Genomic DNA, 25,911 nt, shown 5'->3' on the forward strand with positions numbered 1-25,911 from the left:
TGGCTTCCGTCCCATGACGACGAGAGGAAGCCACCATGCTGTCCGAGAAGTCACGCCCGGTCATCGAAGCCACCATCGGTGTGGTCGCCGAGCGCATTCCCCACATCACCCCGCTGTTCTACCGCTCGATGTTCGATGCCCGCCCGGACCTGCTGGACGGCATGTTCAGCCGCTCCAACCAGCGCAACGGCTCCCAGCCGCAGGCCCTGGCCGGCTCCATCGCCATGTTCGCCTCCCACCTGCTCACGCACCCGGACTCCTACCCGGACGAGGTGCTCTCCCGCGTGGCGCACAAGCACGCGTCGTTGGGGCTGCCGGCGGACGAGTACCCCACGGTGCACGAGCACCTCTTCGGCGCGATCGCCGCGGACCTGGGGGACGCGGCCACGCCGGAGGTGGTGGCGGCGTGGGACGAGGTGTACTGGCTGATGGCCGATGCCCTCATCAAGCTCGAGAAGGGCCTCTACGCCGCACAGGCCAACGACGTGATGTTCGTGCCCTTCCGGGTGGCCGGCAAGGAGGAGGTGGCGGAGGGGGTGCTCGCCTTCGACCTCGAGCCCGCGGACGACACCCCCATGACCCCCGCGGTCCCCGGACAGTACGTCTCCCTCCAGGTCACCGTCCCGGACGGGCTGCGCCAGCCGCGCCAGTTCACCCTGGTGCCCGGCGAGGCGGGCCACCGGCGCATCGTGGTGCGGGAGGACCCCCAGGGGGAGGTCACACCCGTCCTGCACCGGGGTGTCCGCGTGGGGGACGTCCTGGAGGTCTCCAACCCGTACGGGGACGTGGTCCTGGACCCGGACGCCCACGGACCGCTCGTGCTGGTCTCCGGCGGCATCGGGGTGACCCCCATGCTCGCCTTCCTGGACCAGCTGGTGCGGGAGGACCCCCAGCGGGAGGTCCTGGTGCTCCACGCGGACCGCTCCGAGGCCGCCTGGCCGTGCCGTGAGCTCGTGCGCGAGCACGTCTCGCGGCTGCCGCACGCCCGCCTGGTGTCCTGGCTGGGCGCCGAGGGCGAGGGCGACTTCCACGGACGCATGGACGTCTCCCGCGTGACGGTCCCCGCCGACGCCGAGGTCTACATGTGCGGCTCCCTGCCCTTCATGCAGTCCGTGCGCTCGCAGCTCGTCGACGCCGGGATTCCCGGCCGTGCGATCCACTACGAGATCTTCGGCCCGGACCTGTGGATGCTCCACGACGAGGCGCGCACCGCCGCCTGACGGCCGCACCCGGCAAGGACGACGCCGCGCGGCCGGGGTGGCCGCGCGGCGTCGTCGTCCGCTCTTCCCGGGGCGGTGGAGAAGCCCGGGCGGGACCGGCTCAGGCCTGGCGCACCAGACCCAGCACGGTGTCCCGCACCCGCTCCATGGTGGCAGGGTCCGGGCCCTCCACGTTCAGGCGCAGGAACGGCTCCGTGTTGGAGGGGCGCAGGTTGAACCACCAGCCCTGCTCGGGGTGGGTGAAGGTGGTGCCGTCCATGTCCTCCACCGCCACGGCGGGATCGGTCGCGGCGAAGTGGGCGCGCACCCGGTCCACCGCGGCAGCCTTGTCCTCGATCTCCGAGTTGATCTCCCCGGAGGCGGTGTACGGGTCGTAGCGGTCCATGAGCTCGCTCAGGGTGCCGTCCTGCTCGCCCAGGGCGGCCAGCACGTGCATTGCGGCGAGCATGCCGGTGTCCGCGTTGAAGAAGTCCTTGAAGTAGTAGTGCGCCGAGTGCTCGCCGCCGAAGACCGCGTGCTCCGAGGCCATCACGGCCTTGATGAACGAGTGGCCCACCCGGGTGCGCACGGGACGCCCGCCCCGGGACTCGATGAGCTCCGGCACCGCCTTCGAGGTGATGAGGTTGTGGATCACCACGGGGTGCTCCTCGCCCGAGGCCTGGGCCCGGGCGATCTCCCGCTCGGCCACGATGGCGGCCACCGCCGAGGGGGAGACCGGGTCGCCGTTCTGGTCCACCACGAAGCAGCGGTCGGCGTCGCCGTCGAATGCCAGGCCGAGGTCCGCGCCGTGCTCGCGCACGGCCCGCTGCAGGTCCACCAGGTTGGCGGGCTCCAGCGGGTTGGCCGGGTGGTTCGGGAACGTGCCGTCCAGCTCGAAGTACAGGGGCACGATCTCCAGGGGCAGCGGGTCCAGCAGGGCGTCGCCCAGCACCGCGGGCGTGGTGAGACCGGCCATGCCGTTGCCGGCGTCCACCACCACCTTCAGGGGGCGGATCTCCCGCAGGTCCACCAGGGAGCGCAGGTAGCGGGCGTAGTCGCCCAGCACGTCCCGGCGGGTGACCTGCCCGCGGGAACCGGCCTGCGGGATCTCACCGGCATCCAGGTAGCCCTGGGCGGTGTCCCGGATCTCGTACAGCCCGGTGTCGGAGGACACGGGAACAGCCCCGGCCTTGGCCATCTTGATGCCGTTGTACTGCGCCGGGTTGTGGCTCGCCGTGAAGGTGGCCCCCGCGCAGTCCAGGGTGCCGCACGCGAAGTACAGCTCGTCCGTGGAGATGCTGCCGATCACCGTGACGTCCGCGCCGCGCCGGGTGGCGCCCTCAGCGAAGGCCTCGACGAACTCCGGGGAGGACGGGCGCATGTCACCGCCCACCACCACGGTGGAGCCGGGGAGGCCCAGGACGTCCACGAACGCGGCCCCGGTGGCGCGCACGCTGTCCGCCGTGATGCTCTCGCCCACGATGCCGCGGACGTCGTAGGCCTTGAATGATGAGGAAAGATCTGTGGTCACGCTCGGGAGTCTACGTGAGCGCGGAGGGCCGGTCCCCGGGCGGTTCCCGTCCCGCAACGGGCTGCCCGGGGATTCGTGGGGCGCTGTGGTTACATGAGTGCCATGCGCGAGTTCCTGAGGATGACCAACCCGATCCAGCACTACACCTGGGGGTCCCGCTCGGTGCTCGCGTCCCTGCAGGGACGCCCCGGGCCCACGCCGGAGCCGGAGGCCGAGCTGTGGATGGGCGCCCACGCGAGCGCCCCGTCCCGCGTGCACCACCGCGGCCGCCAGTGCGGACTGGACGAGGTGGCGCCCCACTTGCCGTTCCTGCTCAAGATCCTGGCCATCGCGGCACCCCTGTCCATCCAGGTCCACCCCACCACCGACCAGGCGCGGGAGGGCTTCGCGCGGGAGGAGGCCCAGGGCGTGGCCCGGGACGCGCCCCACCGCAACTACAAGGACGAGCACGCGAAGCCCGAGACCGTGGTGGCGCTCACGGACATGTGGCTGCTCGCCGGGCAGCAGCAGCGCGAGCCCCTCGCGGCGCTCGCGGCGGACCTCGACCTGCCCTGGCTGGCCGTTGCGGCCCAGTCCGAGTGCCCCGTCCGCCACGCGCTGCAGCTGCCGGAGGACGACGCCGCGGCCGCCGTCCGCGCGTGCGTGGCCGCCGCGGGCCCCGACACGGCGGTGTCCGCACAAGAGGGGACCCTGGCGCTGAGCCCGGACATGTCGTCCACCGAGCGCGCCCGGTGCCTGATCCGGCTGCTCACCCACCACTATCCGCAGGACCGGGGGCTGCTGGTGGCACTGTGCATGAACCTGGTGCACCTGGCCCCGGGCCAGGCACTGTTCACCCCGGCCCGCCAGGTGCACGCCTACCTCAGCGGCACGGCCGTGGAGATCATGGGCTGCTCGGACAACGTGCTGCGCGCGGGGCTGACGTCCAAGCACGTGGACGTCCCGGAGCTGCTGGACGTCATGGGGGACACCCAGGAGCCCGTGGCCCTGCTGGAGACCACCACCGCGCCGGACGGTGCGGTGGTCTACCCCCTGTGGGACCCCGCGGTGAGCCTCGTCTCCGCCCGGGTCGCCCCCGGTGAGCCGCTCGTGCGCGAGACCGCCGGGACCTGCATGCTCCTCGTCACGGAGGGTGAGGTCACGGCCCGGGCCCACACCACCCCGGCTGGGGAGGGCACGTCCACCTCGGCCCGGGAGGGCGCACCGGCGGGTCCGGACGCGGTGCCGGGCACGGCGGCGTCGTCGGGCGAGTCCCTGGTGTGCCTGGAGGGCCCGAGCACCATCGCCGTGGAGGGCACGGGACGGGTGTTCCTCGTGGAGGCCGTCACGCACACCACCGTGTGACGGGCACGATCTCACCCTTTGCGGTGTCGCGGGGGGTCTGCAGAGCGCGTTGAATGGCGGGGCCCTTTCGACGGACGAGCATGCAACGGGAGAAACGATGGACCGGCGGATCGAACGCACCCGCGCCGCAGTGGTGCGAGCCGCAGTGGAACTGGTGTCCCACCGCGGCTCACAGGTGGGGATGACGGAGATCGCGGACGCCGCCGGGGTCAGCCGCAAGGCCGTCTACGAGAACTTCGGCTCCCGGGACCAGGTGCTGCGCAGCGCCACCGAGTGCCTGCTCGCGGGTGCGCCCCCGCGGGTGCAGGCCCTGGACCGGGAGCGCCCGAACCCCTGGGACGCCGTGCTGCCGCCCCTCGCCGAGCACATCGAGCGCTTCCGGGACTACTACCGCGCCGTGCTCTCCGGGCCGGGCTGCTTCCTCACGCGTGACGCCGTGGTGGGCCACGCCGTCAGTGGGCTGCGGGACGTCCGGGACCGCCAGCGCCTTCCGGCGGACGGCGCCGCGGGGGCGTGCGACCGGTTCATCGTCCACGGTCTCGTGGGGGTCGTGGCGGACGCGCTGCTGCAGCAGGGGGACACGGACCTGCGCGGGCTCGTCGAATCCCTGACCGCGGGGCTCGCGGTCTCCGCCCTCTCCTGAACGAGGCCCCTTCCAGAACCGGGAGCGCCCCGGAATAATCGGCGTTCCCCGCATGCTGTACGAGGCCCGGGGACCTCCGCGGTTCCCGTCAGCCCCGTTCCGACAGGAGGACCCGCAATGTCTGAGATCACGATCATCGGCGGCCACGGCAAGGTGGCGCTGCAGCTGGCCCGGTTGCTCTCCACGCAGGGTGAGACGGTCAACGCCGTGATCCGCAAGGAGGAACAGGCCCAGGACATCGAGAACACCGGGGCCACCCCCGTGGTGGCGGACGTCCAGGACATGGACGTGGCCGCCCTGACCGAGCTGCTCTCCGGCCAGGAGACCGTGGTGTGGTCCGCGGGCGCCGGCGGAGGCTCCCCCGAGCGCACCTGGGCGGTGGACCGGGACGCCGCCATCCGCTCCATGGACGCGGCCCAGGCGGCAGGCGTCTCGCGGTACATCATGGTGTCCTACATGGGAGCGGGCCAGGACCACGGCCTCTCCGAGGACGACGACTTCTACCCCTACGCCCAGGCCAAGGCGGACGCGGACGATCACCTGCGCGCCAGCTCCCTGGACTGGACCATCCTGGGCCCGGGCGCGCTCACCGACGACGACCCCTCCGGCTCGATCACGCTCGGCAAGGTCGACGGTGGAGGGGACAGCAGCACGGCCCGCGGCAACGTGGCCCTCGTGGCCGCGCGGGCCATTGCGGACCCCAGGGGCACCTCCGGGAAGTTCATCGAGTTCGCGGACGGGGACACCCCCATCGCGCAGGCCCTCGACTCCCTGGACTGACACCCGGTCCGCGTCCCACCGCCTCCGGCCCGCGCCACGCCTCCGGGCAGCCGCGCGGGCCGGAGCGTCTTCTAGGCTGGTGCCCATGGAGATGCCATCGATCCACCCGCACGCCTCCCACGACCGGAGCCCCGAGACCCTCGACCTCGACGAGGTCATCGCGCTGGAAGCCGTGGTGCACGGACAGGTGCAGGGTGTGGGGTTCAGGTACTGGTGCTGGCGCCAGGCCGAGGAGCTGGGCCTCACCGGCTCCGCCACCAACAACGAGGACGGCACCGTGACCGTGGTGGCGGAAGGTCCACGTCGCGCCGTGGGCGACTTCCTCAAGTCCCTGATCTCCCGGGACACCCCGGGTGCCGTGATCACGGTGGACGAGCACTTCGGCCCGCCCACCGGGCAGTACACGGAGTTCAGCACGCACTGAGGCTCCACCCGTTCGCTGGTGCGGGTGGGGGTCCTGTGTGCCCTGGGCGTACGCAGTCCCGTCCGGGTGCGCGCCGCCGGAGGCCCTGTGTCATAGTGAATCCCGATGGCTCCGGCGCCCAGGCCGGACGACCCCTACCCGTTCCGAGGAGTGTCACTGATGGGCATCAACCCCCTGAACAAGGTCTTCGACGACAACGGCAAACCCGCACCCGCCGTCAGCAAGTTCCTGGACCACACCCTGCGCGTCCAGCGCCCGTGGGTGGTCAAGATGATCAAGCACATGCGCCGGCAGCACCCGGACGAGACCCCCGCACAGCTCGCCAAGCGCGCCCAGAAGCTCTACGTCCGTTCCGTCACGGCGGGCGGTGGCGCCGTGGGCGCCACCGCGGCCGTGCCGGGCATCGGCACGATCGCCTCGCTGGGGCTCTCCTCCGTGGCGGTGGCCGGCTACCTCGAGGGCACCGCCCTCTACGCACAGGCCGTCGCGGAGCTGCACGGCGTGGAGCCGAAGGACGAAGAGCAGAACCGCACCATGATCATGGCGCTGATGCTCGGTGAGGACGGCCAGGCCCTCATGGGTCAGCTGCTCTCGAGCTCCTCCGCGAGCAAGAGCCTCTCCGGCAAGTGGGGGCTCATGGTCGGGAAGTCCTCCCAGGACTCCAAGCGCTTCGACGTGGGCCGCACCATCCGCAACATGTTCGTCAAGCGTTTCCTCGCCCGCCAGTCCGGGGCCGTGCTGGGCCGCGCGCTGCCCTTCGGCCTCGGCGCCGTGGTGGGCGGCGGCGCCAACCTGGCGATGGCCCGCCAGGTCATCCGCTCCACGCAGGAGGCCTTCGGGGAGTTCCCGGACCAGTTCCCCCCGAGCCTGTCGCTGGGGGAGCGGGCCGAGAAGTTCGACGGCGGCACCACCGCCACCCAGCAGGACTCCATCGAGTCCTCCGGGAAGAAGTCCCGCGGGAAGAAGTAAGTTCTCCCTGCAGCGGTGCACCGGACGCCCCGGGTGGTCACGACCACCCGGGGCGGTCCTGTCTGAGGGGCCGTGCACTGCACGCGGCGTCCCGGATCGTTCACCCGCTGCTCACCCCACGGTCACGGCCGCGCCGCGTGGCGCTCGACGTCGCGTCGCTCCGCGCTCCTATCCTGGCGGCGTGGCTGACCTGACCGAGAGTTCCCCCGCCCGCCCCCTCGTCTACGCGCACCGCGGCTCCTCGCGCCGCTACCCGGAGCTCACCCGGGCCGCGTTCGTGCAGGCCCTCGCCGACGGCGCGGACGGCGTGGAGTGCGACGTCCACCTCACACGCGATGGCCATCTGGTCCTGCACCACGACGCGCACCTGGGGCGCACCTCCGACGGCTCCGGGCCCGTGGCCCGGCACACCCTGGCGCAGCTGCGCCGCCTGGACGTGACGAGCTGGAAGGGTGTGCGGATCCCGGCCTCCCACGGCGCGGCCCACGAGCAGCTCATGACGCTGGACGAGCTGCTGGACCTGCTGCTCGCGGCGGGGCGGCCGGTGGGCCTCGCGGTGGAGACCAAGCACCCCAGTCCGTGCGGGCAGGCGCTCGAGGAGGCGGTGCTGGCGCTGCTCATGCGCCGCGGCTGGAACCCGGAGACCGGGTGGCTGGGCACCGTGCTCGTGTCCCTGATGAGCTTCCACCCGGACGCCGTGCGGCACCTGCTGGACTACGTCCCTCCGCGGCACGTGTGCCAGCTGCTCTCCCACGGGCCCGTGGCGCTGGGCGAGCGGCCCTCACGCGTGGGTGCCGCAACCGCCGCGCTGTGCCGGGCGGGCATGCGGTTCGTGGTGCCCCCGGCGGTGCCCCTGATCTCCCGCGGTGAGGTGGGGATCGCCGGGCCGGGCATCCAGTGGGTGCGGGAGAACCCGTGGCAGGTGGAGCAGTGGCTGCGCAACGGGTCGGTGCTGCGGGTGTGGACCGTGGACACGCGCGCGGACGTCCAGCTGTGCCTCGCGCTGGGGGTCCAGCAGATCACCACGAACGTCCCCGCGCTGGTGCGGGCGTGGACCGACCCGCAGTACGGTTCCGGCCCGGCCCCGGGGGCGCTGCCCCGGACGAGCCAGCCGGAACTGGTGAACGCCTACAGGCCGTAGGTGTCCACCAGGCGCTCGGCCAGGCCCGTGTACTCACCGGGAGTGAGGGCGCTGAGCCGCTGGGCGGTCTTTTCGGACAGTCCCAGCGAGGCGATGAAATCGCGCATCCGCTGCGCGTCCACCCGGTGGCCGCGGGTGAGGTCCTTGAGGCGTTCGTAGGGGTTGTCCATGCCCTCGCGCCCCGCAACGGCCTCGGCCCGCATGGCGGTCTGGACGGCTTCGCCCAGCACCTCCCAGTTGCCGTCGAGGTCCTCCGCCAGGGTGGCCTCGGCCACGTCCAGGCGGTCCAGGCCCTTGACCACGTTGGAGATGGCCAGCAGGGAGTGCCCGAATGCCACACCGATGTTGCGCTGCGAGGAGGAGTCGGTGAGGTCACGCTGCCACCGGGAGGTCACCAGGGTGGCGGCCAGGGTGTCCAGCAGCGAGCAGGAGATCTCCGCATTCGCCTCTGCGTTCTCGAAGCGGATGGGGTTCACCTTGTGGGGCATGGTGGACGAGCCGGTGGCGCCCTCCACCGGGATCTGCTGGAAGTAGCCGATCGAGATGTAGGACCACACGTCCGTGCACAGGTTGTGCAGGATGCGGTTGAAGCGGGCCATGTCCGCGTAGAGCTCGGCCTGCCAGTCGTGGGACTCGATCTGGGTGGTCAGCGGGTTCCAGGTGAGCCCCAGACCGGTCACGAAGGAGCGGGAGATCTCGGGCCAGTCCGTGTCCGGTGCGGCGGCGGTGTGGGCCGCAAAGGTACCCGTGGCGCCGTTGAGCTTGCCCAGGAACTCGGTGCCGGCCACACGCCGGACCTGGCGGTCCAGGCGGTGCGCGAAGACCGCGAGCTCCTTGCCCAGGGTGGTGGGGGTGGCCGGCTGCCCGTGGGTGTGGGAGAGCATGGGAACGGCCTTGGAGTCACGGGCCATGGCGCTCACGGCCTCCACGACGCCCCTCGCCGCCGGCAGCCACACCTGCTCCACGGCATCCCGCACGCCCAGGGCGTAGGAGAGGTTGTTGACGTCCTCGCTGGTGCACGCGAAGTGCACCAGCGGCGTGAGGCGCTCCAGACCCAGCGCGGGCAGGCGGCGGCCGATGTAGTACTCCACGGCCTTCACGTCGTGCACCGTGACGGCCTCGATCTCCGCGAGCTCGGCCACGGAGGCGGCGTCGAAGTCCGTGACCAGGGCTCGCAGGCCGGCCTTCTGCTCCTCGTCCAACGGGCTCAGACCGGGCAGCGCACGCTGCTCGCACAGGTGGATGAACCACTCCACCTCCACGTGCACGCGCTCACGGTTCAGGGCCGCCTCGGAGAGGAAGTCCACCAGGACGGCCGTCTGCGGGCGGTACCGCCCGTCCAGCGGCCCCAGCGCGATGGCGGGGCTCTGCTGGCCCAGGGCCACTCGTCCGGACGGGAGGGTCTGCTCGGCGTTCGACATGGCCCTCATTCTTCCACGGCCGCCCACCCCGGTGCCGCGGCGGACGCCCTGCACCGCGTCCGGTCCCGTGGCTCCGCCGCCGGGTGCGTCCACACCCGGCGCTCGAGGCGTCGATGCCGGTGCGCGCGTTCCTACCGTGGCCCCAGGCGCCCGGACGGTCCCCCGCGGCGCGGGAAAGGAACCCGTCATGTCACCTGCCGCGAGCGCCGCGCCACCCGGCGCCCACCCCTGGGCGGTGTCCGCCGCCGTCCAGGAGCACCTGGCCGCACTCTCCCGGCGCTACGACGACGCAGCGGAGCGGCTCACCGCGCTCGCCGCTCGGTGCTCGGACCCCGCCCTGGTGCGCGCCGAGTGGACAGGTCCCGGGTCCCGGGCCTACCGCGCGCGGCTGGAGCGCCACGGCGCGGACATCCGCGAGGAGGTCGAGCGGTGCCGGGACACCGCCCAGTGCCTCCGGTGGGGTGGGGCGGCGCTCGCGGAGCGGGTCGCAGCGGTGGAGTCCGCCGTGGACCTGGGCGGGCCGCTCACGGCGGCGCTCGGCGCGGTGCTGGGCCCTGGACTCCTGGGCTCCGCACCGGTGGGCCGCGCGCCGGTGCCCGGCCCTCTTCCCGCCGGGGGTGCGTGGTGAGCGCCGCGCAGGTGGGGCACGATGCCTCGCCGCCCGAGGGGGAGTCGGACCCCGGGGTCACCGAGGTGGTGGGCCGGGCAGAGGACCTCCAGGCCCAGCTGTTCGGCCCGGACACCGGCCACCGCCCCGCCGCGGAGGGCTTCGACTCCCCGGAGCGGACGGCCGCGGCGGTCGAGGGCGCCCGCACCAGCATCGAGGTGCACGGCGGCGCGGGCAGCGGTGCCGGTGCTGGCGGCGAGGCCGGTCCCGTGAGCGTGGACACCGAGGCCCTGCAGGCCACCTCCGGGGACGTGGGGCGTCTCGCGGCGGACCTGGGAGGGGTGCTCACCGACCTCACGCCGCTGCTGGCGGAGCTGGAGCTGTGGGCGCTCACCGGACAGCCCCTGCTGGGGGAGGCGGTGTCCGGTGCGCGGTTCCTCGTCGCAGACCTGCTCGGGCGGGTCACGCACGTGGAGGCCACCGCGTCCCGGCTCCACCTGGCCCGGCTGCACTACGAGCTGACGGAGTCCGCGCTGGTCGGCTCGTTCGCGTCGGCTGCTCTGGAGCGGCCGCTCGGCGTGGTGTCCTCGTCCCTCGTCCGTGACGCGGTGCGCACCGTCGAGGACCTGGACGCCGCCCTCACCCGGGCGGACGTGACCTCCCCGCAGGACTTCCTGGACAGGGTCGAGATCTCCGCGCTGGGGGTGGTCGTGCGCGGGGGTGGCCCGAACGGCACGGACGCCGTGGTCCGGGGGCCAGGCCTGGACGACGCGCTCGACGCCGCGCTCCTCGCACCCACGGGCGTGTCCCCGGGGCGCCCGGGCACAGAGGGTGTCTCGGGGGCGGCACCGGGTGGGGCGCCGTCGTCCGGAGCTGGAGCCGGAGCAGACGGGGGCGGGAGCGCGGGGCGCGCGGACGGGATGACACTGGGGCAGTACTTGCGCGGGGTCGGCGTGGGGCTGCTCACCGAGTACGGCCGCGTCGGCTGCATGCCGCTGGACCCCGCGGACGAGCGGGCCCTCCTCGCGCCCGTGGTGGCCGCCATGACGGCGGCGGCGCCGGGCATGCCGCCCTGGTACCGGCACGTGATCTCCGGCAGGCACCTCGCGCCGGGGGAGGAGCCGCAGCCCTCTCCGGGAGCGTGGGTGCGGGGGCAGCTCGAGGCCCACGCCCTGCGCCCGGCGCGGCGCGAGGTCTTCACGGGCCTCACCCCGGCCAACGGGCCCGCGCACCACCTGACGGGCGCGGCGGGCCGTCCCCTGCCGGCGGGCGTGGCGTACGACGGCGCCGTCCCCACCACGGTCGCGGGCACGGCGGCCGCGGTGAGGGAGGCCAAGACCATCGTCTCGGGCACGGGCTCTGACGCCGAGCAGGTGGACAACAGCACCGTGCTGGTCCAGAAGGCCGTCGACGAGCAGGGGCGCACGGCGTACTCGGTGGTCCTCACCGGCACGGAGGAGTGGACGGACGGCTCCGGGGTGCACGATCTCAAGGGCATCGGGGAGGCGATGACGGCGTCCCCCTCCGCCGGTCTCACCGAGCTGCCGCAGGCGCAGCGCATGGCCGTGCAGGCGCTGCGGGACGCGGGCATCCGCCCGGGGGACACCGTGGTGCTCTCCGGGCACAGTCTGGGCGGCATCGACGCCGCGGGGCTCGCGTCCAACCGCGAGTTCCGGAAGCTCTACGACGTCGCCGCCGTCACCACCTTCGGTGCCCCCGTGGGGGACGTCGAGATCCCGGGGACCACCTCGGTGATGGCCGTGGAGCACCAGGACGACCTGGTCCCCACCCTGGACGGGGTGCCCAACCCGGACTCCCCGCACCGCTCCACCGTGCGGGTGGGCACTCCCTACGACAGCTCCTCGGACCCGGTGGGCGCGCGGCTGGGGATCACCGCCCACGAGATGAGCCTCTACACCCTCGGCGCGCAGGGGATCTCCGCCGCGCAGCACCCCGCGGTGCAGGAGCACGAGCAGCGGATCGCGGCGGCGGTGCCCCACGGCGCCGGCGTGCGCACCGAGAGCTACGTCTACGAGGGCCGGGAGGAGCACGCGGCCCCCGCCGCGGGGCGCACGGGGTGAGCCCGTGCCGTGCCCGCCGCGGTCCCGGGCGTCGGAGGGTGCTGGCGCTAGCATGACAGGCATGGACACATCCACGCCCGCCCCCGAGCCGTCGCCGTCCCCGCGCGAGGTCCGACGCATCACGCCCCGCGCCGCGCTCGCCAAGCTGCCCGCCTACGCGGCGGGCAAGCCCGCGGCCGAGATCCCGGGTCTGGTCGCGTACAAGCTGGCGTCCAACGAGAACCCGTTCGGCGCCGTTCCCGCGGTCCGGGAGGCGCTGGCGTCCTTCGACGCGTACCACCTCTACCCGGACCCCGCGGCCACCACGCTGCGGGAGGCCCTCGGGGAGCACCTGGGTGTCCCCGCGGAGGACATCGTCGCGGGTGCCGGCAGCCTCGGGGCCCTGAACCAGCTGCTCGCGGCGTTCGCCGGCACCAATGAGGACGGACGCCCGGACGAGGTCGTCTACTCGTGGCGCTCCTTCGAGGCCTACCCCATCTCGGTGGGGCTCGCCGGGGCCCTCAGCGTGCAGGTGCCCAACCTCCCGGACGGCTCCCACGACCTCGAGGCCATGGCCGCCGCCGTCACCGACCGCACGCGGGTGGTCCTGCTGTGCACCCCGAACAACCCCACCGGCCCCAGCCTGCGGGCCGACGCCGTGCGCGAGTTCCTGGGGCGCGTCCCCTCGGACGTGGTGGTCGTGGTGGACGAGGCCTACTGGGAGTTCCAGCGCGGGGAGGGACTCGCGGACGGCATCGAGCTGTACCGGGAGCACCCCAACGTGGTCTCCCTGCGCACGTTCTCCAAGGCCCACGGCCTGGCCGGGCTGCGGGTGGGCTACACCGTGGCCCAGCAGGAGGTCACGCGGTACCTGCGGCAGAGCGCGCCAGCCTTCGCCGTCACGGAGGTGGCGCAGCGCGCGGCGGTGGCGTCACTCACGAACGGCGAGCAGGTCCGCGAACGGGTCCAGCTCCTCGTGGACGAGAGGGAGCGCGTGCTCCGCGGACTGGACGAGCTGGGGTGGCAGCACCCGCAGACCCAGGCGAACTTCGTGTGGCTGCCCCTGGGGGAGAACAGCGAGGCGTTCGCGCGGCTGTGCGACGAGCACGCCCTGTCCGTGCGGCGGTTCGGCTCGGAGGGGGTCCGTGTAAGCTTCGGGGAACCCGATGCGAACTCCCGATTCCTGGAACTCTGCGCGTCGTTCCCGCACCCCAGCACCATGCCGGCCGGCCGGCGGGACTGAGACCCGCACCCGCACCGAGAACCTGCGCTCGCACGGCGCGACACGACCGGGGTGATCCTCCGGTCGTGATGACAGCGGAAGGACCGAGACCCACCATGGAATCACGCCCCCGGCCCGAGGGTGCGCCCGAGATCCCCCAGCGCCACCAGCTGCTGGACGAACGCGGCGTCGTCACCGAGGACCCGCTGCTGTCCCCGTACACCCGGGACATCACCCTGGAGGAGCTCCAGCACCTGTACCGCTCCATGACCGCGGCGCGGCGCATCGACGAGGAGGGCACCTCGCTGCAGCGCCAGGGCCAGCTCCTGCTGTGGGTTCCCCTGCGGGGGCAGGAAGCTGCCCAGGTGGGCTCTGCGTGGCCCACGCGCCCCACGGACCGCATCTTCCCCTCCTACCGCGAGCACGCCGTGGCGTTCGAGCGCGGTGTGCCCCCGGCCGAGCTGATGAGGCACTTCCGGGGCGTGACCGCCGGCGGCTGGGACCCGGAGGCGTACAACGTCAACCTCTACACCCTGGTGCTCGCCTCCCAGGTGCCCCACGCCGTGGGCTACGCCATGGGGACCACCCTCGACCGCAGGGCCGCCGAGGCCGCGGGAACGCCCCTGGAGACCGAGCCCGAGGCGGTGCTCGCGTACTTCGGGGACGGTGCCAGCACCGAGGGTGAGATCCACGAGTCCATGGTGTTCGCGGCGTCCTACGACGCACCGGTGCTGTTCTTCGTCCAGAACAACCAGTGGGCCATCTCCGTGCCCTTCGCCACGCAGTCCCGGGTCCCCCTGGCCACCAGGGCAGCCGGGTACGGCTTCGAGGGCCTGCGGGTGGACGGCAACGACATCCTCGCCGTGGTCGGTGCCACGCGCTACGCCCTCGAGAAGCTGCGCCGCGGGGAGGGCCCCGTGCTGATCGAGGCGGAGACCTACCGCATGGGAGCCCACACCACTGCGGACGACCCCACCAAGTACCGGGAGCGGGAGGAGGAGGACCGCTGGGGTCTGCTGGACCCCGTGGAACGGCTCGCGGCGCACCTGCGCACCGCGCACGGCGTGGCGGAGTCCTTCTTCGAGACCGTGACCCGTGAGAACGACGAGACCGCGCGGCAGCTGCGCGCGGACGTCCTGGCCCTGACCCCTCCCGAGTTCGTGGACCGCTTCGAGCACGTCTACGCCGAGCCGCACTCCCTCGTGGCCGCCGAGCGGGCGGAGTACCTGGACTACCAGGAGGGCTTCGAGAGCGAGGACGGCGCCCCGGGCGCCGAGTCGGAAGGAGCGGGCGCATGACCACGCTGACCATCGCCAAGGCCATCACGGCGGGACTCGCCCGGGCCATGGAGGAGAACCCCAAGGTCATGCTCATGGGGGAGGACATCGGCTCCCTGGGTGGCGTCTACCGCGTCACCGAGGGCCTGAAGGCCCGCTTCGGTGCGCACCGCGTGCTCGACACCCCGCTGGGGGAGGCGGGCATCGTGGGCACCGCCGTGGGGCTCGCCGAGCGCGGCTACCGGCCCGTGTGCGAGATCCAGTTCGATGGCTTCACATTCCCCGCCTACAACCAGATCACCACCCAGGTGGCCAAGCTCCACGCCCGCTCGGAGGGCAGGCTCTCGGTGCCCCTGACCATCCGGATCCCCTACGGAGGGGTCATCGGCTCCATCGAGCACCACTCGGAGTCCCCCGAGGCGCTGTTCGCCCACACCGCCGGCCTTCGCATCGTCACCCCATCCAACGCCCACGACGCCTACTGGATGGAGCAGCGGGCCATAGCGTGCGACGACCCCGTGATCATCTTCGAGCCCAAGCGGCGGTACTGGCTCAAGGGCGAGGTGGACGAGAGCGCTCCCCACGGCGACGTCTTCACCGCGTCCGTGATCCGCCAGGGTGAGGACGCCACGGTCGTGGCGTGGGGCCCCATGGTGCCCGTGGCTCTTGCCGCCGCCCAGGCCGCGGAGGAGGACGGGCGCAGCGTGGAGGTCGTGGACCTGCGCAGCCTCTCGCCCATCGACTTCGACACCGTGACCGCCTCGGTCCGCAAGACGGGTCGTCTCGTGGTCGCCCACGAGGCCCCCACCTTCGGGGGCCTGGGCGGGGAGATCGCCGCGCGCGTCACGGAGCGGGCTTTCTACTCCCTCGAGGCGCCGGTGCTGCGCGTGGGCGCCCCGCACATGCCGTACCCGCCCGCCACGGTGGAAGAGCACTACGTCCCCGATCTGGACCGCGTGCTCGAGGCGCTCGAGCGCTCCTTCGCCTACTAGAGCCGTGACCCCGTCGCCGTCCTGCGCGGGGTGGATCCCCAGGAGGGAGAACTGATGTCCCAGGTTTTCACACTGCCCGACGTGGGCGAAGGACTGACCGAGGCCGACATCCTGTCGTGGAAGGTGTCCGTGGGGGACACCGTCACCGTCAACCAGGTGCTCGTGGAGATCGAGACCGCCAAGTCCGTGGTGGAGCTGCCGTCCCCGTACGAAGGAACGGTCCAGGAGCTCATGGTCGAGGAGGGCGAGACCGTGGAGGTGGGCACGCCCATCATCGCCGTGGGCTCCGCGGAGGACACACCCGACGGCGGCACGGATCCTGGCTACACGGGCTCGGTGCCGGAGGACGGGCTCGCGGGCAGCGCCGGCACGGACCCCTCTGCTCCTGCCCCGCACACCGAGGCCGCCGCCCGTGACGACTCCCCCCGGGAGCCCGCGCAGGGGCAGGCGCTCGTGGGTTCGGGGCCCAAGGCCGATCCGGTGCGCCGGCGGCGTCGTACGCGCGTGGGCATGCGGACGGACTCGGACCTGCCCCGGGAGCAGAGCCACGCGGACGCCGACGCCGCGGAGGCCGGTTCCCACCGCAGGCCCGGCTGGGCGGGGCGGCTCTCCAAGACGGGACTCTCCGGCGCCGCCGCTGACCTGGCCGAACGCGCGGGCAAGATCCGCGGCCGCGGCGGCTCCCTGCTGCGCTCCCTGGAGGAGAGCTCCTCCGAGCAGCCGGCCGGGCACACCGTGCCCCGACGTCCCGGTCTGGCGAAGCCGCCCGTGCGCCGGGCGGCCAAGGAGCTGGGCATCGACCTCGCGGACGTCCGGGCCACCGGCGACGGCGGGCAGGTCACCAAGCGTGACCTGCTGGCCCACGCCGAGCGCACCGGCAGGACCACGGACGGGCCGAGCACAGCGACTGCGCCCACCACTCCGGTGACCGACGGCCGGGTGGAGCGCGTCAAGGTCAAGGGCGTGCGCAGGGCCACGGCGCAGAACATGGTGAAGTCCGCGTTCACCGCCCCGCACGTGTCGATCTTCGTGGAGGTGGACGCCTCCCGGACCATGGAGTTCGTCAAGCGGCTCAAGCAGTCACCGCACATGGAGGGCGTGAAGATCTCGCCCCTGCTGGTCGTTGCCCGGGCCGTGATCTGGGCGGCAGAGCGCAACCCGGGCGTGAACGCCACGTGGGCGGACGCGGAGATCGTGGTCAAGCACTTCGTGAACCTGGGCATCGCCGCGGCCACCCCCCGCGGTCTGCTGGTCCCCAACATCAAGGACGCCCAGGACCTCACCCTGCGCGAGCTGGCCGTGGCCCTGCAGGAGCTCACGCAGACCGCGCGGGCGGGGCGCACCCAGCCCGCGGACATGCAGGGCGGCACACTGTCGATCACGAACATCGGCGTGCTGGGTGTGGACACCGGAACCCCGATCCTCAACCCGGGGGAGTCCGCGATCGTGGCGTTCGGCACCATCAAGCAGAAGCCGTGGGTCGTGGACGGGGATGTGGTCCCCCGCTGGGTCACCACGCTCTCCGGCTCCTTCGACCACCGAGTGGTGGACGGCGAGCTCGCCGCGCGGTTCATGTCCGACGTCGCCCGCATCGTGGAGGAGCCGGCCCTGCTGCTGGAGTGATCCCGGGCCCAGGGCCCCGGGCCCCGCGCCCAGTCCGACCCTCCCCGGCGTGGCTCTGTCCGCCCGGCAGGTGCCGGCCCCGGCACTCCGGGCCGTCAGAGCGTGGCCGGCACCCCCGCCCGGAAGCACCCGGCCACGTGGCCCGGCGCACGGCCGGTGCGCTGCAGCCAGCGGTGCGCGCTCACGGGGCCCACGAGCACGATGCCGCGAGAGCGCAGCACCTGGGAGAGCCTGCGTGCCGCCGCAGTGGTGTCGGGGAGGTCCAGGGCGTTGCCGGGCGGGGGACCGCACGGCGGGACCTCCGCCTCCTCCAGCAGGGCGGTCCACTCCGCCACGTCCCAGTCCCGGCACACCTCGGCGTTGTGCACCACAGCCTCCAGCTTGGCGCGGTTGCGGATCAGGTCCGCGTTGACCATGAGGTCGTCGATGTCGTCCTCGTCGAACGTCGCCACCCGTTCGGGGCGCAGGTCCGCCAGGTGCAGGTACCAGGCGGGGTGACGGGCGGACTGCGACCAGCGGGCCAGCCCGGAGTCCACGAGCTCGAGCACGAGCGCGGCGAAGTGGCCCTGGGCGTTCGCGGGCGCGCTGCCCCAGTGGTGGTCGTGGTCCTCGAGAGCCCCCGCCGTGGCCACTGCCCACGGGCAGCGGTCCAGGCCGTCCCCGCAGCGGACGGCGCGGAAGGCGGCGCGGGACCCCACCGTGTCCGGACCGTGTGCGACTGAGGCGGTGTGTTGTTCGGGTTCCGGGAGCATTCGCGCGGTGGTGGTCATGCGAGAACGCTAGGACGGTGGAACGGAAGCCGGGGACACCCGGGGCCGAGCTGGGGACGGGCACGCCGCACCACGGCTTCCGGCGAGCCGCTGTGCAGTGCGCTCGCCGCGGGCACCAGATCAGAAGACGGAGGCGGCCCCCGTGACGTCCTCGATCTCCACGGCCAGGGGGTCGTCGTCCGGGTTCTGTGAGTCGTGGACGATGAACACGGCGGCGGTGTCCCCCGGGGGCAGGGCGCGCACCGTCACCACGCCCGTCCGTGCCTGGGCGAGGACCTCGCTCAGCTGGGTGGCGGTGGCGGCGAGCACGGCGTCGGAGGGCCGGGTGCCGCGCTCGTCCAGGATGTCCACGGCGATCCCCCGGGCGCGGGCGGCGCGGGTGATCTCCAGGACGTGGGGGGTTGCGATGGAGCGGCCCCGGATGCTGTCGCGCAGCTGCGCCTCGGTGAGGCGGAACTGCTGGATGTCGTAGTCGGTGACGTCGGCGGGGTCGTGGGCGATCTGCTCCAGGAACCCTCCGGCGAGGCGCCGCACCTCTTCCACGCGGCGGCTGGAGGCCCGGCGCATGCCCTCCTCGGTCTCACCGCCGCTGCGTGCGGCGTCGAGGATGCGCTGGGTGTCCTCCCGGCGGCGCATGAAGTAGTCGTACTGCCGCTCGACCATCCAGGTCACGATCATCACGGCCACGCCCACCACGTGGTATGCCTCCACGGGAATGGGAATGCCGTTCACCACCGGCCACCGGGCCAGGGAGAGCACGGTGACGCCCAGCCACACCAGGAACGCCCACCCTGGCCGCCGTCGCATGCCGAGGGCGAAGAGCTCAGCGATGAAGCCCAGGTGGAACCACGGTGTCTGGCCCGCGTTCAGGGTCACGGGTGTGGCCTGGTAGCCCTGCTGGGCGGCCACGAGGAACAGCACGGTGGACAGTGCGGTGGGGGCCAGCGGGAAGGCGCGGTCGTCCCACCGGGGCAGCGCCACCACCAGTCCGGCGGCGGCGTAGGCGCACATGGAGACCACCATGCTGATGGGGCTGTCCGTCCCGTCCAGGTGGCCCAGGGAGTCGAAGAACGGGGCCGCGAAGGCTGCGATGACGAACAGGCCCATGTACCGGGGGGCCAGCACCGCGCGTCTGACCTCGCTCACGGCTGCGCGTCCCCGGGCCAGACCAGGGTCACGGTGGTGCCGCGGCCCGGTGCGGTGTCCAGGTGGACGCGCCCTCCGATGGTCTCGACGTTCTCCACGATGGAGACGCGGACCCCGAGGCGACGGTTGGGGACGTCGTGGTAGTTGAACCCGCGTCCGGCGTCGCTGATGGTGAAGCGGAGGAAGAACCCCTCGGGATTGCCGTCCGTGGGGTCGCACGTCTCGCCCTCCATGGCCACCGTGGTGACCGGGACGCCGGAGTGGCGGGCGCTGTTGGACACCGCCTCCGTGACGGCCTGGGTCAGTCCGTGGGCCACGTACGCGGGAACGAACGCCCGGGGCTCACCCACCGGCCGCACGGGGCCCTGCAGCCGCGTGAAGCGCACCCGTGTGCGCCAGGGCGCCAGTGCGTCCATCAGCTCGTCCATGAGCTCGTGGACCATCACGGTGTGCGCGCCCGAGGAGCGGCTGGTCTCCTCCTCAAGCACCTCAAGGGCGCGGACGGCGAGCTGGCGCGTGTGCCTGGGCAGCGTACCGTGGGAGCGTGAGGCGTCGAGCAGGGCCGCCATGACGTTGTCGTGGATCAGCCGGTCGATCCGCTCCTGGTCCTCGGTCTCCGAGCGGCTGCGGCGCATGGCGAGGTCCTGGGAGAGGGCCTCGGCGTAGTTCAGGTCCATCCGCTCCACGCCGCGCTTGCCCCCGGTGAGGATCATGACCAGCATCAGGCCGAACACCACGCGGGAGAGACCGGCGGCCAGCCACGACTCGGCGTGCGGGTCCACGCTGATGACCTGGCTGGCCACCGCGGCGTAGGCGAGCTCCAGCAGGAACATGTAGAGGATCGCCGCGCGGGCGCTCCACAGCACGGCCGCGGCGCCCACCGCCAGGATGATGAATCCCGAGATCCAGGGGTTCTGGGGCAGCACGCCCCCGGTCCAGGCCAGGGGCAGCGCCAGGACAGAGGCGGCCACCACCGCTGTGTAGGCCAGGAAGACCCACGGGCGGACGGAGTGGCGCAGACCAAGGTAGAGCGTGATCCCGGTGAGCACCCCGAGCGCCACCAGGAAGACCGTGTACCAGCCCCGGATGGAGGACTGCTGCTGGGCGTAGATGGGCAGCACCTCTATCAGGTGGGTCACTCCGAACACGCCGAAGCCGATCAGTCCGAGCCAGTGGGCGCGGTAGGTGTAGACCCCCAGCTCGCCCGGTGCCGTGGTGGCGAAGAACCGCTTCCACCGCAGCCGGATGTTGACCGTCCGGTAGGAGCGGTCCCGGCCGGTGGAGGTCCTGTGCAGGAGCGTCACGGGGTCCCCGAGGGGTGGGTCACAGCTTCTTCTCCGCGGTGGTGACGTCGTCCTCGGGGTCCACCAGCCCGTCCTCGATGGCGCGGATGCGCAGGTCGATCTTGGTGGGCGCGGGGCGGCCGATGCGCGCGTACTTCTCGCGGATCCGGTCGATGTTGGTCTTCACGGCGGACTGCTTGATGCCCATGCGCCGTGCCACCTGCACCTGGGCGAAGCCGGAGGCGTACAGCCGCAGGGTCTCGCGCTCCCGGGGGGACAGGGCGGCGCGGGAGAACTCGACGTCACCGTCGATGGCTGCCGCGAGCTCCTTGGTGATCACGGGCTTGCCGTCCGCGATCGCGCGCGCCTCCTCGATGGCGTGCTCGAGCGGGTCGGACTTGCGCACCAGGCCCAGCGCACCGGCGCGCAGGGCCTCGCGGATGAGGCTCGCATTCTCGGCGATGCTGAAGATCAGCACCTTCATGCCGGCGCTGCGCAGCCGTTCCACGTTGCTCGCCGGGCGGGACTTGTCCGCCAGTGAGAGGTCCAGCAGGACCACGTCGCACTCGATGCGCTTGGCACCCTGTGCGGTGAGCGCGGGATTCTCCGGGTCCCGGCCCAGCTGGTCCAGCAGGGTGGTCACCGAGTCCGAGGACCCCACCAGTTTGACGTCCGCCAGCGAGGTCATGGACACGAGACGCACGCCCTCGCGGACCACCTCGTGATCGTCCACAACGGCCACCAGTGTTGAAGGCATAGCTGTTTCCTCCGTACTCCCCAGTGGAGGCCCAGCCCAGGCCTCCTACACCACGGAAGTCTACTATTCCCATGCATTCGAAATTGTCCATGCGTCCACTTTTCGGTGGTACCGCATGCCCCACGCGCCGCCCAGCAGCGCCCCCGCGAGACCCAGCACCAGCGTGCCCGCGAGCGCCACGGCCCCGGTCTCCGGGTGCGCGCCGATCACCTCCTGCACCGCCCAGCGGGATGCCCCGCCGGTGAGGGCGTCCGCCCACAGCAGCGCGAGCGCCGAGACCGCGGCGCGGACCACCAGGGACCACAGCCACACGCCCAGCCCCTGGGCCACCCCGGAGAAGCGCGCCATCCGCCCGGCCACGTAGCCTCCGGCGAGCAGCGAGAGGAGCTCCACGAGCCCCAGGACGACGACGCCGCCCCACAGCTGCGCGTTTCCGGGCCCGTTCCACGCCCGGGTCAGGACGTCCCCCGCGCTGCCCGGGGTGTCGACACCCAGTCCGGGCCCCAGCGCCGCGACGATCCCCAGCAGCACGCTGCCGAGTGCGAGGGCAGTCAGGACGCCCATGAGTCCGGGGAGGAACTGCATTCCCCCGAAGCGTTCGCGCTGCCGTGTCCGCACGCGCTCCGCGCTGGGGCGGGTGGCCGCACCGGCACCGTCGGGGCGCACCGCCGGACGCATGGTGTCCCACGCGGCCTCGGCGGAGATGCGCTCCTGCGGGCGGGTCAGGTGGCCGTCCCCCACTGGCCTGCCGGGCTCGTCCTGGCGGTCGCGGGGGAGCAGCCGGCCGGAGGCCACCCCGGTGCGCCCCGCGCGGGGCGCACCGCCCCCGGGGCCGGCGGCGGCGTCGTCGTGCGCCGGGACAGGGGGGAAGGCGGCGGTGTCGCCGTCCATGCCGCCGTGGTCTCCCGCGAGCCCGGCGTCCGCGCGGGGGAGGGGGCGGGTTTCCTGGGGCCGGGCCGCAGGAAAGGAACCTGTCCAGGGGGCGTTGCCGTCGTCGAGAGGATCGCGGGCGGAGGAGGAGGGAGACATGCGGGGCCTCGATTCGGCGGGGAGTCCGGTGGCGGGTCCCCAGAAGTCTAGTCAGGACCGGGGCGTCCGGCCGGGGCCGGACGTGGACGGACGGCGCGGGGTCACGGGCGCGCGATCTGCGGCGCGGCAGGACCGGGCGGGTAACCTCGCTCCCATGGTTGACGCGAATTCCCGAGACTTCCTGGCCTCCCGCCCCTGGACCACGAGCTACGACCCCGGGGTGCCCCGGGATCTGAACCTGCCGGAGACGTCACTGGTGCACATGCTCGAGACCTCCGTGGCCCGGCACGGGTCCAAGACGGCGGTGGAGTTCTTCGGCGCGGGCATGACGTACGCGCAGCTCGGGGAGCGTGTGCAGCGCGTGGCAGAGGCGCTGCGCGTGCTCGGGGTGCAGGCCGGGGACCGCGTGGCGATCGTGCTGCCCAACTGCCCCCAGCACATCGTGGCGTTCTACGCCGTGCTGCGCCTCGGGGCCATCGTGGTGGAGCACAACCCGCTCTACACCACCCCGGAGCTGCGCCACCAGTTCGAGGACCACGGCGCCCGGGTGGTGATCGCGTGGGACAAGGTGGCCTCGCGCATCACCGGGATGCCCAAGGACCTGGCCGTTGAGCACGTGGTCTCCGTGGACATCACCCGGGCCATGCCCGCCGCCATGCGCCTGGGCCTGCGGCTGCCGCTGAAGAAGCTGGCCGCCCAGCGCCGCGAGCTCACGGGGGACGCGCCCGGGACCATTGCCTGGAAGACGCTGCTGGAGTCCGAGCCGCTGCGCCCGGACCACCCGCGGCCCACTGCCACGGACATCGCCCTGCTGCAGTACACCTCCGGCACCACCGGCCGGCCCAAGGGCGCCATGCTGAGCCACCGGAACCTCGAGTCCAACGCCCTGATGGGCCGCCACTGGCTGGACAGCTCCTCGGACGAGGTGGTCTACGGGGTGCTGCCGCTGTTCCACGCCTTCGGGCTCACGCTCGGACTGACCTTCGCCATGTCCCTGGGCGCCAAGCTCGTGCTGTTCCCCACCGTGCGCGCTGACCTCATCCTGCGGGCCATGAGGAAGAGCATGCCCACCGTCCTGCCGGCCGTGCCTCCCGTCTACCAGAAGGTGCTCGACGCCGCCGCGGAGAGCGGCCGGGACCTCTCGGGCATCCGCGTGGCCGTCTCCGGAGCCATGAGTCTGCCCGTGCCCCTGGTCGCCACGTGGGAGCATGCCACCGGGGGCATGCTCATCGAGGGGTACGGGCTCACCGAGTGCTCGCCGCTCGTGGCCTGCAACCCGCTCAACGAGCACCGCCGCGCGGGCTCCATCGGCATCCCGTTCCCCAGCACCGACGTGCGGATGGTGGACCCCGAGACGGGCGAGGACGTCCCGGTGGACGGCGAGGGCGAGCTGCTGGTCAAGGGTCCCCAGACCACCCAGGGCTACTGGAAGCGCCCCGAGGAGACCGCGAAGCTGTTCACGGAGGACGGCTGGCTGCGTTCCGGGGACATCGTCACCGTGGACCAGGACGGCTTCCTGCGCGTGGTGGACCGGATCAAGGAGGTCATCATCACCGGCGGGTTCAACGTGGCACCCACCGAGGTGGAGACCGCGCTGAAGCTCCACGACGCCGTCGCGGACGCCGCGGTGGTGGGCGTACCCAACGAGGACGGCAACGAGACCGTGGTGGCCGCCGTGGTCCTCGAACCCGGTGCCGTGCTGGACGAGGCCGCCCTGCGGGAGCACTGCTACCGCAAGATCACCCGCTACAAGGTCCCGCGCCGGATCGTCGCCATGGAGGATCTGCCCCGCACGATGCTCGGCAAGACGCTGCGGCGTGCGGTCAAGGAGGAGATCCTGGAGAAGGGGCTGCTGGACTCCTGACGGGGACCGGGGGCAGAAAATCGCGTGCAAATCTGTGTGACGAAAGAAGTCGTGCTTCGTGTCACACGGAAAATCATCGGCGCAGGTCAGCCGACACGCCGCCCGGAATTCCGAAGGTTACTTGCGTGTCGATGGAGTTGCCACATAAAGTGAGGACGTCGGCCGAAGTGGCCCGGGCGCATCCCCCCAAATCAGCGCCCGGATGATCCCCCGGTTGGCCGGCGTCCCGATCTCCCCCAGATTCGGGATGTCCGACGGGTCCTGCCGATCCCCCAAGTGGCAGGACCCGTCCCCTGTTAACAGGCCCTTTTCGCCCCGGTGCCCACGAGAGTGTGCCGAGCCGTGCCACGCGCCGCTCAGCCCGGCTCCATCGTCTCCAGGTGGGGCAGCACCTTGCGGGCGATGCTCAGCAGAGCGGCCTTCTCGCCTTCGTCCAGCCGGTCCACGAACGCCTCCCGCACGGTGAACAGGTGTCCGGGTGCCGCGCGGCCCGTGGTCTCGCGCCCGTGCTCGGTGATGGCCACCAGCAGGCCGCGCGCATCCCTGGGAACGGGAGCGCGGCGGATCATCCCCCGCCGCTCCATGCGGGAGAGCATGTGGGACAGCCGTGAACGCTCCCACCCCAGCACCCGCAGGAGCTCACGGGAGGTCAGTTCCCCGGTGCCCGACTCGGACAGGGGGACCAGGATCTCGTACTCGGAGCGGGAGAGCTCGCTGTCCCGCTGCAGCTGCCGGTCCACGGCGTGGTCCATCCCGTGGGACAGTGCGACAAAGCTGCGCCACACCTCCTCGTCCTCGGGGCTGAGCCACGGCACGGGGCGGGGGTCGGGTGAGCCGTCCACGCTCCCTCCCTTCCTGGGGTGTGCCCGTGCCGATGACGCGGGGACGAGGTCACTGCCGGGGGTCGTGCTTGATCCAGTCCGAATCGTAGTGGGTGCCACCACCGCGGCGCGGGCCCAGCCGCTCGGCGTAGTCGGTGGGCCGCAGTGGCGCGTCGTCCTCGTCCGGGCGGGTGAAGCGCGCGGTGGCCACGAGTCCGAAGCCCAGACCGGCACCCACCACCATGGTCATCCCGCCCACCACGAACGCCAGGACGTAGTCGTCCAGCAGGTCCGCGGGCACGGAGGGCCCGAGCCAGCCGGGGACCACGAAGGCCATCCCCAGGCACCCCAGGCCGGCCGCCAGCAGGGCCACCGGGATCAGCCACAGCTTGGACCAGGAGGCCCGGGCCGGTTCCACCGGATCCTGGAACACGGGCAGGGAGCGGGTCTGCACCACGGCGTAGCCCAGCACGCCGAGCACCACCACCGTGGCGCCCACGACCCACCCGATCCACAGGCCCGTGGCCACGAGCGCGAGACCCGACAGCAGACCCAGCATGACCACCGTGAAGGACAGCCCGCGGCCCATGCGGCGCGCGGCGACGGCAGCCGCGGACCGCGCCGCCGCGTCGTCCCCCACCCCGGGGCCCGACGCCGTCCCCGCACCCTGTGCGGCGGCGTCACCGTGCGTGCTGGGGTGGGCATTCTGTCTGGCGGAGTCGTGACCCGCCCCGGGTGCCGGGGTGCCGGTGCCCCGGGAGGAGGCGGCACCCTCGGCGGATGCGGGGTCCACGCGGATGCCGTACCGCGGGCGGTCGTCGTGCTCCTGCCGTGCCGTGCGTGCGGCAGTGGATCCGCTCTCCTGCGAGGGGGTCCGCGAGGAGGGGGCCGAGGGGTCGTGCTCTTCCCTGGGGCGCTGAACGGGGTTCATGATGGTATCCAGACGAAGTGGTCACCGGTGCCGCCCGGTCGCTGCCGCGGACGGCCTGGACAGGGCCACTGTAGTCC

General features: G+C 72.6%; 23 protein-coding genes. 14 read left to right on the forward strand and 9 right to left on the reverse strand.

Annotated elements, in window-relative coordinates:
* Positions 1–35 precede the first annotated feature (35 nt).
* Complete coding sequence (locus Q4A22_RS01345) at positions 36–1,220, forward strand: globin domain-containing protein (protein WP_303176723.1); 1,185 nt, start codon at positions 36–38, stop codon at positions 1,218–1,220.
* A 100-nt stretch (positions 1,221–1,320) separates the two neighbouring features.
* On the opposite strand, the gene Q4A22_RS01350 is transcribed toward Q4A22_RS01345, so the two are convergent.
* Positions 1,321–2,730 (reverse strand): phosphomannomutase/phosphoglucomutase, encoded by a 1,410-nt coding sequence (locus tag Q4A22_RS01350; RefSeq protein ID WP_303176724.1) that lies wholly within the window; start codon positions 2,728–2,730, stop codon positions 1,321–1,323.
* Positions 2,731–2,823: 93 nt separating this feature from the next.
* Here Q4A22_RS01350 and manA point away from each other — a divergent pair, with 93 nt between their 5' ends.
* The 6 genes from manA (at position 2,824) to Q4A22_RS01380 (ending at position 8,031) form a co-directional block, all read left to right on the forward strand.
* Positions 2,824–4,074 carry a mannose-6-phosphate isomerase, class I gene (manA, locus tag Q4A22_RS01355; RefSeq protein WP_303176725.1) on the forward strand — a complete coding sequence of 417 codons (1,251 nt, stop codon included), beginning with the start codon at positions 2,824–2,826 and terminating at the stop codon, positions 4,072–4,074.
* A gap of 97 nt (positions 4,075–4,171) precedes the next feature.
* A complete protein-coding gene (locus Q4A22_RS01360; RefSeq protein WP_303176726.1) occupies positions 4,172–4,717 on the forward strand; it encodes a TetR/AcrR family transcriptional regulator in 546 nt (181 codons plus the stop codon).
* 117 nt (positions 4,718–4,834) lie between these two features.
* Entirely contained in the window at positions 4,835–5,497 is a 663-nt protein-coding gene (locus Q4A22_RS01365) for an SDR family oxidoreductase (RefSeq protein WP_303176727.1), read from the forward strand.
* A gap of 85 nt (positions 5,498–5,582) precedes the next feature.
* The gene (locus tag Q4A22_RS01370) at positions 5,583–5,921 is read left to right on the forward strand and encodes an acylphosphatase (protein ID WP_303176728.1); all 339 of its coding nucleotides are present in this window, start codon (positions 5,583–5,585) and stop codon (positions 5,919–5,921) included.
* 159 nt (positions 5,922–6,080) lie between these two features.
* Positions 6,081–6,890, forward strand: a complete 810-nt coding sequence (locus Q4A22_RS01375) for a di- and tripeptidase (RefSeq protein ID WP_303176729.1) — start codon at positions 6,081–6,083, stop codon at positions 6,888–6,890.
* Between the two features lie 181 nt (positions 6,891–7,071).
* Positions 7,072–8,031 carry a glycerophosphodiester phosphodiesterase family protein gene (locus Q4A22_RS01380; RefSeq protein WP_303176730.1) on the forward strand — a complete coding sequence of 320 codons (960 nt, stop codon included), beginning with the start codon at positions 7,072–7,074 and terminating at the stop codon, positions 8,029–8,031.
* On the opposite strand, the gene purB is transcribed toward Q4A22_RS01380, so the two are convergent.
* Positions 8,019–9,452 carry an adenylosuccinate lyase gene (purB, locus tag Q4A22_RS01385; protein ID WP_303176731.1) on the reverse strand — a complete coding sequence of 478 codons (1,434 nt, stop codon included), beginning with the start codon at positions 9,450–9,452 and terminating at the stop codon, positions 8,019–8,021. The genes Q4A22_RS01380 and purB overlap by 13 nt on opposite strands.
* Positions 9,453–9,639: 187 nt before the next feature.
* Here purB and Q4A22_RS01390 point away from each other — a divergent pair, with 187 nt between their 5' ends.
* The 6 genes from Q4A22_RS01390 (at position 9,640) to Q4A22_RS01415 (ending at position 17,233) form a co-directional block, all read left to right on the forward strand.
* Positions 9,640–10,080 (forward strand): hypothetical protein, encoded by a 441-nt coding sequence (locus Q4A22_RS01390; RefSeq protein WP_303176732.1) that lies wholly within the window; start codon positions 9,640–9,642, stop codon positions 10,078–10,080.
* Positions 10,077–12,140, forward strand: coding sequence for a hypothetical protein (locus tag Q4A22_RS01395; RefSeq protein WP_303176733.1), 2,064 nt, complete (start codon positions 10,077–10,079; stop codon positions 12,138–12,140). Before Q4A22_RS01390 ends, Q4A22_RS01395 begins: the two co-directional genes overlap by 4 nt.
* Before the next feature lie 61 nt (positions 12,141–12,201).
* Positions 12,202–13,362, forward strand: coding sequence for a histidinol-phosphate transaminase (locus Q4A22_RS01400; protein ID WP_303176734.1), 1,161 nt, complete (start codon positions 12,202–12,204; stop codon positions 13,360–13,362).
* Positions 13,363–13,457: 95 nt separating this feature from the next.
* Positions 13,458–14,639, forward strand: coding sequence for a thiamine pyrophosphate-dependent enzyme (locus Q4A22_RS01405; RefSeq protein ID WP_303176735.1), 1,182 nt, complete (start codon positions 13,458–13,460; stop codon positions 14,637–14,639).
* Entirely contained in the window at positions 14,636–15,610 is a 975-nt protein-coding gene (locus Q4A22_RS01410) for an alpha-ketoacid dehydrogenase subunit beta (RefSeq protein WP_303176736.1), read from the forward strand. Before Q4A22_RS01405 ends, Q4A22_RS01410 begins: the two co-directional genes overlap by 4 nt.
* Positions 15,611–15,664: 54 nt before the next feature.
* Positions 15,665–17,233: a dihydrolipoamide acetyltransferase family protein gene (locus Q4A22_RS01415; RefSeq protein ID WP_303176737.1), complete on the forward strand. Its 1,569-nt coding sequence runs from the start codon at positions 15,665–15,667 to the stop codon at positions 17,231–17,233.
* A 95-nt stretch (positions 17,234–17,328) separates the two neighbouring features.
* Here the strand turns inward: Q4A22_RS01415 and Q4A22_RS01420 are convergent, their stop codons facing one another.
* The 5 genes from Q4A22_RS01420 to Q4A22_RS01440 form a co-directional block, all read right to left on the reverse strand.
* The gene (locus tag Q4A22_RS01420) at positions 17,329–18,003 is read right to left on the reverse strand and encodes a DNA-3-methyladenine glycosylase I (protein WP_303176738.1); all 675 of its coding nucleotides are present in this window, start codon (positions 18,001–18,003) and stop codon (positions 17,329–17,331) included.
* A 120-nt stretch (positions 18,004–18,123) separates the two neighbouring features.
* Positions 18,124–19,149, reverse strand: a complete 1,026-nt coding sequence (locus tag Q4A22_RS01425) for a hypothetical protein (RefSeq protein WP_303176739.1) — start codon at positions 19,147–19,149, stop codon at positions 18,124–18,126.
* Positions 19,146–20,453, reverse strand: a complete 1,308-nt coding sequence (locus Q4A22_RS01430; RefSeq protein WP_303176740.1) for an ATP-binding protein — start codon at positions 20,451–20,453, stop codon at positions 19,146–19,148. The genes Q4A22_RS01425 and Q4A22_RS01430 overlap by 4 nt, the downstream gene beginning before the upstream one ends.
* Before the next feature lie 19 nt (positions 20,454–20,472).
* Positions 20,473–21,189: a response regulator transcription factor gene (locus Q4A22_RS01435; RefSeq protein ID WP_303176741.1), complete on the reverse strand. Its 717-nt coding sequence runs from the start codon at positions 21,187–21,189 to the stop codon at positions 20,473–20,475.
* A gap of 63 nt (positions 21,190–21,252) precedes the next feature.
* Positions 21,253–22,218, reverse strand: coding sequence for a hypothetical protein (locus tag Q4A22_RS01440; RefSeq protein ID WP_303176742.1), 966 nt, complete (start codon positions 22,216–22,218; stop codon positions 21,253–21,255).
* A 154-nt stretch (positions 22,219–22,372) separates the two neighbouring features.
* Here Q4A22_RS01440 and Q4A22_RS01445 point away from each other — a divergent pair, with 154 nt between their 5' ends.
* Entirely contained in the window at positions 22,373–24,082 is a 1,710-nt protein-coding gene (locus tag Q4A22_RS01445; RefSeq protein WP_303176743.1) for a long-chain-fatty-acid--CoA ligase, read from the forward strand.
* Positions 24,083–24,438: 356 nt separating this feature from the next.
* Here Q4A22_RS01445 and Q4A22_RS01450 read toward each other — a convergent pair whose 3' ends face one another.
* Together Q4A22_RS01450 and Q4A22_RS01455 are read right to left on the reverse strand one after the other, a co-directional pair.
* Complete coding sequence (locus tag Q4A22_RS01450) at positions 24,439–24,924, reverse strand: MarR family winged helix-turn-helix transcriptional regulator (RefSeq protein ID WP_303176744.1); 486 nt, start codon at positions 24,922–24,924, stop codon at positions 24,439–24,441.
* A gap of 49 nt (positions 24,925–24,973) precedes the next feature.
* Positions 24,974–25,834 (reverse strand): hypothetical protein, encoded by an 861-nt coding sequence (locus tag Q4A22_RS01455; RefSeq protein WP_303176745.1) that lies wholly within the window; start codon positions 25,832–25,834, stop codon positions 24,974–24,976.
* Positions 25,835–25,911: the final 77 nt, after the last annotated feature.

This window comes from Kocuria sp. (genome assembly GCF_030530945.1).
Classification (GTDB): Bacteria; Actinomycetota; Actinomycetes; order Actinomycetales; family Micrococcaceae; genus Kocuria.

Coding starts and splice junctions, on each gene's coding strand:
- Q4A22_RS01345 (WP_303176723.1), top strand. CDS start 36: ATGCTGTCCGAGAAGTCACGCCCGGTCATCGAAGCCACCATCGGTGTG.
- manA (WP_303176725.1), top strand. CDS start 2,824: ATGAGTGCCATGCGCGAGTTCCTGAGGATGACCAACCCGATCCAGCAC.
- Q4A22_RS01360 (WP_303176726.1), top strand. CDS start 4,172: ATGGACCGGCGGATCGAACGCACCCGCGCCGCAGTGGTGCGAGCCGCA.
- Q4A22_RS01365 (WP_303176727.1), top strand. CDS start 4,835: ATGTCTGAGATCACGATCATCGGCGGCCACGGCAAGGTGGCGCTGCAG.
- Q4A22_RS01370 (WP_303176728.1), top strand. CDS start 5,583: ATGGAGATGCCATCGATCCACCCGCACGCCTCCCACGACCGGAGCCCC.
- Q4A22_RS01375 (WP_303176729.1), top strand. CDS start 6,081: ATGGGCATCAACCCCCTGAACAAGGTCTTCGACGACAACGGCAAACCC.
- purB (WP_303176731.1), bottom strand. CDS start 9,452: ATGTCGAACGCCGAGCAGACCCTCCCGTCCGGACGAGTGGCCCTGGGC.
- Q4A22_RS01390 (WP_303176732.1), top strand. CDS start 9,640: ATGTCACCTGCCGCGAGCGCCGCGCCACCCGGCGCCCACCCCTGGGCG.
- Q4A22_RS01400 (WP_303176734.1), top strand. CDS start 12,202: ATGGACACATCCACGCCCGCCCCCGAGCCGTCGCCGTCCCCGCGCGAG.
- Q4A22_RS01405 (WP_303176735.1), top strand. CDS start 13,458: ATGGAATCACGCCCCCGGCCCGAGGGTGCGCCCGAGATCCCCCAGCGC.
- Q4A22_RS01410 (WP_303176736.1), top strand. CDS start 14,636: ATGACCACGCTGACCATCGCCAAGGCCATCACGGCGGGACTCGCCCGG.
- Q4A22_RS01415 (WP_303176737.1), top strand. CDS start 15,665: ATGTCCCAGGTTTTCACACTGCCCGACGTGGGCGAAGGACTGACCGAG.
- Q4A22_RS01420 (WP_303176738.1), bottom strand. CDS start 18,003: ATGACCACCACCGCGCGAATGCTCCCGGAACCCGAACAACACACCGCC.
- Q4A22_RS01435 (WP_303176741.1), bottom strand. CDS start 21,189: ATGCCTTCAACACTGGTGGCCGTTGTGGACGATCACGAGGTGGTCCGC.
- Q4A22_RS01440 (WP_303176742.1), bottom strand. CDS start 22,218: ATGTCTCCCTCCTCCTCCGCCCGCGATCCTCTCGACGACGGCAACGCC.
- Q4A22_RS01445 (WP_303176743.1), top strand. CDS start 22,373: ATGGTTGACGCGAATTCCCGAGACTTCCTGGCCTCCCGCCCCTGGACC.
- Q4A22_RS01455 (WP_303176745.1), bottom strand. CDS start 25,834: ATGAACCCCGTTCAGCGCCCCAGGGAAGAGCACGACCCCTCGGCCCCC.